At 54.1% G+C, this 12841-nt stretch carries 9 protein-coding genes; 5 read left to right on the top strand and 4 right to left on the bottom strand.

Annotated features, from left to right (window positions below):
- Positions 1 to 3 precede the first annotated feature (3 nt).
- From ACN0XM_RS05915 to ACN0XM_RS05895, 5 genes are all read left to right on the top strand, one after another.
- Positions 4 to 651, top strand: coding sequence for a flavin prenyltransferase UbiX (locus tag ACN0XM_RS05915; RefSeq protein ID WP_417565986.1), 648 nt, complete (start codon positions 4 to 6; stop codon positions 649 to 651).
- 123 nt (positions 652 to 774) lie between these two features.
- Positions 775 to 1914, top strand: a complete 1140-nt coding sequence (locus tag ACN0XM_RS05910) for an acyl-CoA dehydrogenase family protein (RefSeq protein ID WP_417565985.1) — start codon at positions 775 to 777, stop codon at positions 1912 to 1914.
- 98 nt (positions 1915 to 2012) lie between these two features.
- The gene (locus tag ACN0XM_RS05905) at positions 2013 to 3755 is read left to right on the top strand and encodes a protein adenylyltransferase SelO (RefSeq protein WP_417565984.1); all 1743 of its coding nucleotides are present in this window, start codon (positions 2013 to 2015) and stop codon (positions 3753 to 3755) included.
- A gap of 149 nt (positions 3756 to 3904) precedes the next feature.
- Positions 3905 to 5788: a hypothetical protein gene (locus tag ACN0XM_RS05900; RefSeq protein ID WP_417565983.1), complete on the top strand. Its 1884-nt coding sequence runs from the start codon at positions 3905 to 3907 to the stop codon at positions 5786 to 5788.
- A gap of 900 nt (positions 5789 to 6688) precedes the next feature.
- On the top strand, positions 6689 to 7675 hold the full coding sequence (locus ACN0XM_RS05895) for an AraC family transcriptional regulator (RefSeq protein WP_417566073.1): 987 nt from the start codon (positions 6689 to 6691) through the stop codon (positions 7673 to 7675).
- Here the strand turns inward: ACN0XM_RS05895 and ACN0XM_RS05890 are convergent.
- The 4 genes from ACN0XM_RS05890 to ACN0XM_RS05875 are packed head-to-tail and all read right to left on the bottom strand — an operon-like array spanning position 7659 to position 12780.
- Positions 7659 to 8033 carry a GGDEF domain-containing protein gene (locus ACN0XM_RS05890; RefSeq protein ID WP_417565982.1) on the bottom strand — a complete coding sequence of 125 codons (375 nt, stop codon included), beginning with the start codon at positions 8031 to 8033 and terminating at the stop codon, positions 7659 to 7661. The two genes, ACN0XM_RS05895 and ACN0XM_RS05890, sit on opposite strands and share 17 nt — an antisense overlap.
- A complete protein-coding gene (locus tag ACN0XM_RS05885) occupies positions 8020 to 8223 on the bottom strand; it encodes a hypothetical protein (RefSeq protein ID WP_417565981.1) in 204 nt (67 codons plus the stop codon). Before ACN0XM_RS05885 ends, ACN0XM_RS05890 begins: the two co-directional genes overlap by 14 nt.
- A complete protein-coding gene (locus ACN0XM_RS05880) occupies positions 8220 to 9305 on the bottom strand; it encodes an HD-GYP domain-containing protein (RefSeq protein ID WP_417565980.1) in 1086 nt (361 codons plus the stop codon). Before ACN0XM_RS05880 ends, ACN0XM_RS05885 begins: the two co-directional genes overlap by 4 nt.
- Before the next feature lie 7 nt (positions 9306 to 9312).
- A complete protein-coding gene (locus ACN0XM_RS05875) occupies positions 9313 to 12780 on the bottom strand; it encodes a PAS domain-containing protein (RefSeq protein ID WP_417565979.1) in 3468 nt (1155 codons plus the stop codon).
- Between the last annotated feature and the right edge of the window lie 61 nt (positions 12781 to 12841).

Genomic DNA, 12841 nt, shown 5'->3' with positions numbered 1-12841 from the left:
TTTATGACCAACGACCAAACCCGGGTATCGACCGTTAATCTGGCCTTTACCGGCGCCTCCGGCGCCCAGTACGGCTTGCGGCTGTTGCAGTGCCTGGTGTCGGCCGGGTGCCGGGTGAACGTGATGGTCAGCCGGGCAGCCCAGGTAGTGATTGCCACGGAAACCGATCTGAAACTGCCGGGAGCGCCACCCGCCATGCAGGAGACCTTGTCTGCCTATGCCGGGGCTGCGCCAGGCCAGGTGCTGGTGTTCGGCCGGGAAGACTGGTTTGCTCCTCCGGCCTCCGGCTCCGGGGAAAAAGCCCCGCTGGTGGTTTGTCCCTGCAGCACCGGCACGCTCTCCGCCTTGGCAACCGGAGCCAGCAACAACCTGATTGAGCGGGCCGGCGACGTCGCCCTGAAAGAGCGTCGACCCCTGATCCTGGTGCCCCGGGAAGCGCCTTTCTCGGAGGTGCACCTGGAGAACATGCTGAAGCTGACCCGCATGGGGGCCGTGATCATGCCGGCCAGCCCGGGTTTCTACCATAAGCCGCAATCGGTCGACGACCTGGTGGACTTCATTGTCGCCCGTATCCTTGATCATCTGAACCTGCCCCAGGATCTGATGCCGCGCTGGGGCGAAGCCCGCGCAGACGGTAAGCGCAACGGTTGAGGCGGCCTCGGGGCGATGGTTTTGGCCAGCCCGATTGATGCTTTTCATCATTGAGCAAACCGGCCTCCGGGCAGAGACTTGGTGAACGACAATCACAACACAGGTTTTTCACCGAGGTTCATCATGATTCCACGCACTCTCTTCGACGCCGATCTTGAAGGCTTTCGCGATTCCGTTCGCAAGTTTCTGGAGCAGGAAGCCGTGCCTTACCATGACCAGTGGGAGAAGGACGGCCAGGTCAGCCGCGAACTCTGGCAGAAAGCCGGCGAGTTGGGATTCCTCTGCCCGTGCCTGCCAGAAGAGTTCGGCGGCGCCGGTGCGGATTTCCGTTATAGTGCGGTGCTGATTGAAGAAGTGGCGAGAGCCGGCCTGACCGGTATTGGCTGGGGCTTACACTCTGACATTGTTGCGCCCTACGTGCTTAACTATGGTTCCGACGAGTTGAAAAGCCATTACCTGCCGAAACTGGCCAGTGGTGAGATGATCGGTGCAATTGCCATGACCGAGCCCGGCGCGGGCTCAGATCTTCAGGGCGTGAAAACCACGGCGGTCAAGAACGGCGATCACTATGTTCTGAACGGGTCGAAAACCTTCATTACCAACGGCCAGCTTGCTGATGTGGTCATTGTTGTCGCCAAAACCGATCCCAAGGAAGGTGCCAAGGGCATCAGCCTGTTCATGGTGGAATCCGCGTGGGAAGGTTTCGAGAAGGGCCAGAACCTTAACAAGGTGGGCATGAAAGCCCAGGACACCTCGGAACTCTTCTTCCAGGACGTGAAAGTGCCTGTAGGAAATCTGATCGGCCCGGGGGAAGGTCAGGGCTTCTTCCAGCTGATGCAGGAGCTGGCGGCCGAGCGTCTGCAGGTTGCTCTGGGCGCTGTTGCCGCAGCCGAGGCTGCCTGGCAATGGACACTGGATTACGTTAAGGAGCGAAATGCCTTTGGCAAGCCGGTGATTGCGTTCCAGAATACCCGTTTTAAAATGGCGGAAATGAAAGCGGAAATTACCTCTGCCCGGGTGTTTACCGATCGGTGCCTGGAACTGCACCTGGACAAGAAGCTCGACATTCCCACGGCGGCGATGCTGAAGCAGCTCACCACGGACTTGCAGTGCAAGGTGATGGATGAGTGCGTTCAGCTTCATGGCGGCTACGGTTACATGTGGGAGTACCCGATTGCACGGGCCTGGGCAGACTCACGGGTGCAGCGGATCTATGCAGGCACCAATGAAATCATGAAGGAAATCGTTGCCCGTTCATTCTGAGCATGGCCAGGGGGACTGGTCACCCTTGGGTCCTGATCGCAGGGGCAACTGAAGGCAGTGCCAGCACTGCCTGTTTCTTTGAATCAGGAGGGGCATAGATGAATCATCCGTTGTCACAAGAAACCGGCTTCGAAGTGACCAGCCTCGAAGAGCTTGCACCAATGGCAGACTATTCCCTGATGAATAGTCTGGCCTGTGATCCTGATGCGACTCCCGATGGCGTTGATTTCCGTCCACGACAGGTCTTTTCAGGGCACTACGTTCCAGTCAGGCCAACGCCCATCGAGACCCCTGAATACGTCGCCCACAGTGAAGGTTTGTTCCGCGAATTAGGCTTTGCAGACAGTCTGGTCCAGTCCGCTGACTTTATCCGTATGTTCTCCGGAGACCTGTCACTTGCGCCGGAGCCGATGAGCAAAGTTGGTTGGGCGTGCGGCTATGCGCTCTCCATCTACGGCACCGAGTTCATCCAGCAGTGCCCGTTTCAGACCGGCAACGGGTATGGTGACGGCCGTGCAATTTCGGTACTTGAAGCTGTTCTAAATGGTCGGCGTTGGGAAATGCAGTTAAAAGGTGGCGGACGGACTCCCTACTGTCGCGGCGCCGATGGCCGGGCGGTTCTGCGTTCCAGCGTTCGTGAATTCCTGGCACAGGAGCACATGCACGCACTTGGGGTGCCAACCTCCCGGTCTCTGAGTCTGTATGTGTCGAAAACGGAGAAGGTGTCGCGGCCCTGGTACTCTGAAGGCTCCCATGCGAGGGATCCAGACCAGCTCATTTCAGAGCCGGTCGCAATCTCTACCCGTGTGGCCCCGTCATTCATTCGGGTGGGGCAACTCGAACTCTTTGGTCGCAGGGCCCGAAAGCGGGAACATCCCCGAGCAATTGAAGAGCTCGAGCAGCTGGTGCTGCACCTGATTGATCGGGAGTACAGCGGGGTTATTGATCAAACACTTGCGACTCCCACAAAAATCGTGATGCTCGGGCGTGAGTTCCGCAGCCGTCTTGTCTCCCTGGTCGCGAACTGGATTCGGGTTGGTTACTGCCAGGGTAATTTCAACAGTGACAACTGCGCCGTCGGCGGCTTCACTCTGGATTACGGCCCCTTCGGCTTCTGTGAAGTATTTGAACCCTTTTACCAACCATGGACCGGTGGGGGACAGCACTTCTCATTCCTGAATCAACCCGTGGCAGCGGAAATGAACTTCAAGAGTTTCTGTTCGGCCCTGAGGCCTCTGCTGAAGGCTCACCAAGCCGAACTGGCTCAATTTGATGAAATTCAACGAGGTTTCCCGGAAGTGATGCAGGCGGAAATGCAAAGGATGTGGTCAGCAAAGCTGGGCCTTGAGGCTTTTGACGTCGAACTCTTCAGGGAATTGATGATGCTGATGACGCAAACGCCTGTGGATTACACCATCTTTTTTCGCGAGCTCTCCTCAATACCCGATGACCTCGGGCCAATCGAAAAGAGCTTTTACAGGTCAATGAATCAAGCAAGAGGGGCCGACTCGGAAGCGCTGCTCGAGCGCTGGTCAGAATGGCTTGCGGAGTGGAAATCGCGAATTGGAATCGACGGGGATGGCACCGGTTCCCAGTCCCGCGAGGAACTCTCCCGAAGCATGAAACTCGTGAATCCAAAATACACCATGCGCGAGTGGTTCGTGGTTCCTGCCTATCAGCGAGCAGCCGATGGTGATTACCAGCTACTGAGAGCGCTGCAGGATGTATTGACTCAACCCTATGCAGAGCAATCAAATGCCGTCGAGGCGCACTACTACCGGCTGAAGCCGTCAGAGTTGTTCAATCTTGGCGGTTTTTCCCATTACAGCTGCTCGTCGTAACCTGGCGGTATATCGCGGTAAAGGTTTTGATGGGGTTATCCGGTCTCACTTTACCAAACTTTACAAATTGCCAAACCTATCAAGGTCTCCGGCCATCACATCCCCTAAAGTAGCGGCACAACCTCTAACAAGGATAAACGGTTGCCGCGATGAAACGCCTCATTGGTCTCTCTGTTACAGCTTTCTCACTTGTCCTGGCCGGTTGCGGTGAGGAATCCGACGAGCTGCCCGTGGACGGGCGGGATTTCGATGGCGTGGCGTACAGTGATCCGGCCCCCTATACCGGCAAGGTCATCGACGGCTACCTGAAGAACGCCCGCGTCTGGCTGGATATGGATGGTGACAGTCAGTTCACCGCCGGCCCGCTGGTTATCGAACTGGACAATGGCGAAACGGTTACGCTCGACTCCGGCGAACCGACGGCCATGAGCGGGCCGGGAGGCCGATTCTCACTGGATGTTTCAGAGCTGACTCTGGAGCCGGCAATCGGTCCGAACATTGATCCTCGGGACTATCCGCTTTATGCCGTGGCCTTGCCCGGCAAAACTCTGGAAGAGACACGGAACGGCGATGCCCCTGTCGCAAGCGCCTATCTCATGTCGGCACCTCCCGGTGTCCGGAATGTCACGCCGCTGACCACTCTGGCCCGGTACCGGGGGCTGGTGGGGTTGGGATCTTTCCTGGCAACTCCCGCCGGAGCTGCTGCCAGTCTGGGGGATCTGAACCTGGTGCGGGATTACATCCTCGCCCAGGATGATCGTTCCCACGCATACGCCCGTACGCTGGCAAAATTCATGGCCAGCCAGATTCCGGAAGCCTATAACGACTTGTTAGCGACCGAAGGAAGTGACGGTACGGAACGATTCCTAAGCAAAGAAGCCGCATTTCTACTGGGCCTGTCGCTGGTACATAACGCCGACAACGTTATTGCCGTGGTTGATGCCGCTGAGCAGGGCGGGTACGCCAATATTGATGTTGATGCGCTTGAGCTCCCCGAGGTGACGGTTGAACTCAGTGATCCTGTCCTGCTAACCAATCAGAAGGTTTATTCCGAGCCCGCCAACCAGGATACCCTGCCGGCGAACCGCTCTGGTCTTCTGATCTCCGCTGAGCTGAACTTTGACTACAGTGAGGGCGGACAGCTGTTGTCGGTGTCAGCGAACGGATGTCTTGCACCGTCCATGCCGGAGCTGGCAAGGCTGATCAATGTCGGCGGCCGGATGGCAGAGCTGGAGACCCAGTGGCTGCCCTCGGCTGCGCTCTCGCAGCAAAGCCGGATCAGTTATGCCGCTGATGACGTCGATGAGAGGCTGATCTTCGACTGGGATAATCAGAAGATCTATTTTGAGACTGTCACCACCTGCCATGACCATGCGGACATTTCTGCGGATTCGACCGAGCTGGGGGGCGCCCCGGAGGTTGTCTACAGCTGGACCATTCAGAGCGGGGCGCTGGTGGAGTTAGTGGCCGAATATGCTGGTGGAACAACCCATAGGCTTATTCCGGAAACCAACAATTCGTCACAGGTGTTTCCGGGCTACCGAATATCTCGGGATGGTAGTGAGCTGGAGGCGGTTACTCTGCCCGGCGGCATCTCGACGTGCGACGTTCCTGATGAGGTATTGGACGCCAGTCAGGTTGTCACGGGCTATCAGGGGTATAAATTTTCTGGCTATGAGCCTCAGCCGGTCGCTTTCACAGATCTGATTTTCGAATTCGATACCCGGGCGTTTTCTGATTCTGAGCACTCGAATTTGCGACTTTTGCGCTACGGCTTTCTGGATCCGGCGTTGTCCGATCTCGGCCGGGTGACGGGTGACGGGAGTTTCGAATGGGCGATGAATTATTCGCCAGCGGATGCGCCCGGCTTCGCCCAGGAGCAGCCGAATCTTATCCGTGATGCCTATCTGACCCGCTATGACTCCACCGCAAGATGCGGCCGCGAGTTTGAGGGATTGCCAACGTCGGCCTATGCGCGGGTGGAGTATGTCTATCAGACGCTGTCGGAATATTTGTTGAGTTTGCTGGAATGACCGAGCGTACGGGCAGGGCAGCCTCTATCTCTTCACTGCAGCTATCGCAGAGTGAGCCGATGTCCAGTGTGATTTCGCCATAGCCTGACACCGGAATGTCACCTATTTTCCGGTTCCAGGGCTCATCTTTGACGATTTCCGGTCGAAAGCTGTTTTCCAGGCCGCGTCATCGAGCTATCAGGTGTTCAGGTAAGTTATAGCGTTTCAGGCATTCCACCCTCAACGACTCCCTGAAATCGAACAGACCACTGGATATAACTATCCAGTGGTGGGCATTTCGTGGCCGGCCTCCAAAGTAGACTTTGCCCGGTGAATTTCTTCCCAGGAAGAGGTGCTGTTTTTTTTGCGCGCAATGCTGGAATGTGTTTGACCACGAATGGATCGATTCCGGCTTATCCCTAATTTGTAGGTCTTTATAGAAATTGATACGGATCAGGGAAGAGTTCAGGAGCGGCATTTAGTCTGCACAGCAGACTCTATGTCGCATATTTATGCATAAAGTGGTTTTTCTGCGGGCCGTTATAAAACAAGATGTTTCAGAATGGCATACTTGTTGTTGTTTTTGGTAACGCTTTGTGATGATGTGGTTTGTGCTGAACTTTTAAATGGGGACCCGGCAGAACGCGGATTCACTTTCACGTCATCGGAATCCTCGACATCCAGAACAAGTATACGATTGGTATATATTGCTTAAGGTCCCGATGCTACAAAAGATAACGCCGGATATATTCAATTTGCTATAAAAAAATCTCGGTTGACTAATGTGAGCGCCGCTTATAAAGTTTTCAAAGTTCTATTCCTGATGCAAATAATTGCAATATCCGGATACCCCTGACGGGGCCGCTCTCTGTAAACTCTGCGACCACGCGACGAGATCGTGTCCACGGGGAACTTGTTGTGATGCGGGCCTGCAGTAGCCAATTCTTTGTACTTGAGCACTATCTCCGGCTTGCCACACGAAAGCCGGACCGTTGGCTATCCTCGCTGCAGGTGTTAACCGGAAGCACGAGCCTATCCCAAGAGGTAAGGCGCTCTGATGGGCAAGAGGATTTCTTCGCCCGCCTTGCCTTTCTGCAAGCTGAACATATCAATCTTTGTGGTATCTACCTCCACTCGGCGGTAAAAATATTTGGGGCAAATGCGGAAGCTTCGACAATTGTTATGCCCTTGCAGGGATCCGTAGAGTTTAAGGTTGAAGGTCAGCACTTTCTCTGTGCGCCAGGGATTCCTTTTGTGCTTGAGCCTAATGCCGAATTTTGCGCCAGTGTGTCGGATGGAGCGCATCTTTTTATCGTTCAGCTGGCACAGCCTTTGTCACAAGAATCGAATGCATTGCCCGAAAGTGGCGACCCAAAACTTGCAAGCGTACTGGATAGCTTTCTGGTTGAGACGCCGTTTTTCAGGAATCACGAACATGCGATGGAGAGGGTCCGACGTTTTGAGCGGGCATTGGCGCTGTACCGTGATAATGGAGTGTGGTTCGACTCCAAAAGAAGGGGCAGACCACGGGTGGGCGATGAGCGTCGGATTTGTCAGGCAGTGCACCTGATAAACGAACGGCTCGAGCTGGGCGTCGAGTTTGAGTCGATTGCCCGGGATTCAGGGTTAAGTCTCCGGAATCTGTATTACCTCATGAAGAAATACACGGGTATGACTCCGTATAATTATTGCAGGTCCCGGCGCCTGATAAAGGCAAGGGAATCCCTGATCTGTAGTTATCCGGAGGGGCCGTTGATCGCCGAGCATGCACTCAGGTGCGGGTTTAACCACCTGGGGCGTTTTTCGTCATACTACCGTGAGCATTTTGGGGAGTATCCGAGTGAGACCATCAGAAATCTGGAATCCTTAACGAGATATGGAGAAGAGTTGGTCACTCAAGAATGCTGACCGTGTTTCTTGCGTTTGACTTGCTATTATAAAGGGCCTCATCGGCGCGCTTTAAGCTGTCTTCGTGGTTAGTGTCCGAGTTCCGGAATTTGGCGATCCCGAAACTGACCGTCACACCTGCTTTTGCATCATCAAGCTTGAAGCGGGCAGCCTCAATAGTTTGGCGGATTCTGTCTGCGAGGATCCAGGCATTTTCAATACGGTCTTCCCTGAGCAGGATTGCAAACTCCTCACCACCGAGTCGGTAGGCATGATCGGATTGTCGCAGCCGTGCGTGTACCAGTGTCGTTGCCTGGCTGAGCACTCTGTCCCCCAAAGCATGTTCACACAGATCGTTTATTCTTTTAAAAAGCAACATATCTCCTGTGGGCTGTCACAGAGGCTTGGGGTATCAACGTGTCCAGAGTGATACCTTCCAGAACGGCTACGTTGTTGTAAAACAATTCTGCTGCATTATGGTTGGCGGCAATAATGGTTCGTGCTTGATCAATCAGAATGGGGGCATCGGGAATGACGCTGATCATCCACCGGGCGTTGTCCAGCTTCATTGGGCTTCTTGTTCCGGGTAATCCAGATAGGCATTTTTGATGTCAACAAATCCCTTAACATCGTCGAGAAAGAGGTCAGCGAGCTCAGGATCGAAGTGGTTCCCACGATTGTCCCGTATTAGCTGGACGGCATCGGTCAATGCCCAGGCTTTTTTGTAGGGTCGTTCGGAAGTTAACGCATCGAATACATCTGCCAGGGCAGCAATTCTTCCGGAAGCCGGAATGTCCTCTCCCTTGAGCCCGAATGGGTAACCGGAGCCATCCCACTTTTCGTGATGACTTATGGCAATTTCGCGGGCCATGACGAGGAGGTCGCTGTCATTGCCGTCCAGAAGACGGGCGCCAATTTCGGCGTGTTTTTTCATCGTTTGCCACTCGTCGGGATCCAGCTTTCCCGGCTTCAGGAGTATGGCATCGGGAATTCCGATTTTGCCGATGTCATGCATCGGGCTGGCCAGGAGAATAAGGTCGCATTGTTGGTCGGGCCACCCCGCTTTTTCGGCAAGCAGAGCGCACATCTTGCTCATCCTGATGATATGGTTTCCGGTTTCCTCATCACGGTACTCCGCCGCATGGCCGAGCCGGCGAATAATTTCGAGTCGGGTTTCCTGCAATTCCCGGGTCCGCTGTTCCACCAGAACTTCCAGATGATCTTTCTGGTTTCGGACCAGCCTGTGAGCAACGTGGGCGTCCAGGAAATTCCGGACCCGCATCAGCAATTCGCGACGGTCAAACGGTTTGCTGACGAAGTCCCGGGCTCCGGCTTCCAGAGCCTTAAGCAGATACTCCTGCTGGTGCTGGGCAGTCAGAATAATGATCGGTGGCATAAGGGGGTCATCCAGCCCGGCCAGCGCTTTCATTACCTGATAGCCATCCATGCCTGGCATGTTCAGATCGAGGAGAATTAGCGAAGGCCGGTGCTCCAGATAGGCTGGAAGGACTTCGTTTGGGTCGTTGATCAAGATCAGGTTTGTGTACCCTGCAGATGTAAGAACTTTATCCAGCAGCTTCAGGTTCACCAGTTCGTCGTCCACGACAAATATGGTCTGCTTATGAAGGTTTTGTTCTGAAAAAGCGTACATGATTTCGTTACCCGAGAAATTTCTTTAGTGTGTTCATCAGTTCGTCGATATTGATGGGCTTGGTCAGATAGTCATCGAAACCGGAATTCCTGCCTCGTTGCATGTCGTCGCTCATGGCGTTTGCCGTTAGCGCCAGCATGGGCTTCTCACTCAGGTGTTTAAATGACTTCAGTTTGCCAAGGAGCGAATAACCGTCCATGTCCGGTAGATTAATGTCTAAGAGAATGAGATCCGGCGGATAGTTGCTTGCCAGCCTCAGACCATCTGCAGCGTTGGTTGCGGAGACCAGAATAAATCGGGGCTCGCGCTTAATGATTCGCTCGACAAGTTTCAGGTTGGCAGGGTTGTCTTCAATGTAGAGTATCGTGCATTTGCCTGCGTGAAGATTCTTTTCGCCGTTATCCGGGGCAGGATTTGAATGAAGCGTAGGCGAGCCGTTGGTGCATGTGTCGCGATCTTCCGCCGGTAAGCGTATCCAGAAGGTTGAGCCCTTGCCGACGGTGCTGGTGACACCAATGCTGCCACCCATCAGCTCGACCAGTTGCCGCGTCAGTGAAAGCCCGATCCCGGTGCCTTCAATATGGCCAAGTTCTGCCCCCAATCGGTTAAAAGGCTGGAATAGATCCGGGATATGAGACTCTGGAATGCCGTGCCCGGTGTCCGAGATTCGGATTTCTACCCAAGACTCCTGATAAAGTCCGGCTTCAATCTCGACACTCCCATTGAGCCGGTTATATTTTACGGCGTTGGATAGGAGGTTCAGGACAGCCTGTTTGAGGCGAGTCCAGTCAGCGGTCACGTGGTAATGTTCAATGTCACGGGTTGTGATAGTGAGGCCTTGCTTTTCAGCAGAATGCTTGATCAGTGTCAGTGCTTCATGAATAACCGAGTTGACAGGCAGGCTTTCAAGCGACAGCTCCAGCTTGCCGGATTCTATTCTGGCAAGGTCAAGTACTTCGTTGATCAGAGCGAGCAGGTGCCTGCCGGCTGAAAGGATCTCACTAATGCTGTCTTGTTGATCTTCACTGAGTCTTGAGTCGCTTTGCAGTAATTGCCCGAAGCCTTGAATGGCGTTCAGTGGCGTGCGCAGTTCATGGCTCATGTTGGAGAGAAACTCTGATTTTGCGCGGTTTGCCTGGTCTGCCCGCAATTTCGCGCGCACAAGGCTCTTCCGGTTTACTTCCTCCATGTCGAGCATTCTCTGGGAATTGATAATGACCCCATAGGTCGCCATGAAAGGCCGTAAAAACTCGATGATCGTAGTGTCGTAACCTGAATTTCGATTCGCAAGAACAAAGGTTCCAACCAGGTCCGAGCCGATAAAAATGGGAACACTGAGAAGTGTTCGGATTTTTGGGTGTCCGTCGGGGAGGCCAATAAAAAGTCCTTCAGCCTGAGACTCATTGACGGTAACGATTTCTCGCTGGCGGATGGATGCCCCCAGCATGTTATCCAGGTCATGGAGTTCAAAATTGCGCGTGCCGGCACGGCTATGCATTTCGGCGGATTCGGGGTTCCAGGAAATATCTGTAATAGACTGAACCCTGAGGAAGGGGGCATCCTCGGCGGTGAAAAAAACCTCGGCCAGGAAGCCGAACTTGCTGTCGGTAAGGTCGAGCAAACTGCCGAGCATGGAGTCAAGGGTTGCCCTGAATTTACCTTCCAGAACAAATGCGGTGAGAGAGTCGTGGAGCATGTTCAAGAGGGTGGTCTGGCGTGCCAGTTGTTGCTTGGTATCGTGCATCGCCGTGATATCTTCCACCACGCCCAGCATCTGCTGCGCGGTGCCATCCTGTCCGCGGACAACCGCTCCGGTTTCCAGCAACCATCGCACGGCGCCGTTGGGCCAGATAATCCTGTGCTCTATCTGATAAGGCGTGTCATGCTCGATGGATGCCTGTATCGCGCTCTTTACCCTGTCCCTGTCACCCGGGTGTATCGCTGCAACAAAGTTCTCGAAAGACGTTTCGAGTTCGCCCTCTGGGTACCCGAACAACATGGGGACTCTCTCGGTCCAGAACAGGTCATCGGTTTCGAGATTCCACTCCCAGGTTCCAATATTTGCAAATGATTGTGCCCTGCGCAGACGCTCTCGGCTGCGCTCCTGTTGGATCTCTGATATCCAGCGTGTGAGGGCTTGCGAAATGACGTTGCCGAGTATATTAACCAGCCCTTGATCGCAAAAGACTTCGGTCCGGCTGCTGCCTTTGGCGTAAAGCGCGAGGTAACCTATTTCTGTTCCATTTGCTCGTAAGGCTGTTTCAAGCTTGTGACTATTGCCGTTCAGTGGCGGAGTTTCACTGGTGGCTGAAATGGAAATGGTCGGGGCTTTGCCGACATCCGTTGTGAATGTTCGCCACGTTGCCAGAATGTGATCAGTCTGGTGAATTTTAATGGAGACATGACTGACCTCCAGAAACTCGCTAAGCGGGTGAAGGGCCGTCAGGAGCGTTAAAGGGGCGTCGTTCCAGTGGCCGGAAAGAATACCCGCGCTGACCTCGCTGACCAGTTTTGCAAGCTGGCCCTGAAGCTTGATCTGACGCTCGGATGCTTTCACATGAGTGATATCTTTTCGGATGGCTATGTACTTGTAGGGCCGCTTTCTGTTGTCGAGAAACGGGACGATCGTCGATGACACCCAGTAGTGGGTCCCGTCTTTGGCCTGGTTACATATCTCTCCCTGCCAGACATCACCTCCGGATATGGTTTTCCAAAGGTCCCGGTAAAAATCGGGTGAGTGGTAGTCAGACTTCAGAATTCGATGATTCTGTCCGAGCAGCTCGCTTTCGGAGTACTGGCTGACATCACAGAAGCTCCGGTTTACTTCAGTGATGCGCCCTCTGTTGTCCGTTGTGCTGACAATGGCGTGATGATTCAGTGCAAAGTGTTCCTGTTCCCGTTCGTGCAGGATGTCATAGACCCGCCCACCAGAGAGTTTGCGACCAGTTTGTTGACCTGTCTGCTCCAGAATGCACTGCCCCAGTTTTCGGTATGATGAGCAAAAGCTCCCGCTACCGATCAGGTTCAGGCAGTCTTTTGCTTCGTTTTTGGCAATGTCTTCGGTTATGAAAATAACCGGAATCCCCGAGCATTCCGGGAAAAAACCAAAGAGTGCCGAGACCTCGTGATAGCTCAGCGAGTCTTTGTTGTGGCTTATAACAATAACGTCAGAATCGTTATTTCGGGCCAGATTGAGCGCATCTTCAACAGCTCTGGCAGTCAGTGTATTGATTGATTTTTCGGCCAGTGACTGACAGATTTTTTCAAGGATTTTCGGCCGGTCCTCAAGAACTACGGCCGTTTTTGAGGTCAGAGTGCTGGATACGCCGAGCTCTCTGCAGGCGTTGGCAAGAGTGCGTGGTGTGAGAGGTTTATCCAGAAAGCGTCGCGCTCCACCACGGGTTGCCTCCCTGGCAAGCCCGATGCTGATCGATTTCCCGGTAATTAGCACCGGTATCGCATTGCTGGCGCTCATGGGATTGATCTCTTCGAGTACTTGAGCAAGAGACCATTCACCGCAGGCATCGAGGTCAATA

The sequence above is a fragment of the Marinobacter sp. genome (assembly GCF_048269445.1).
Taxonomy (GTDB): Bacteria; Pseudomonadota; Gammaproteobacteria; order Pseudomonadales; family Oleiphilaceae; genus Marinobacter.
Note: the sequence above shows the minus strand (reverse complement) of the source record. Positions and strands in the feature narration are given on the sequence as shown.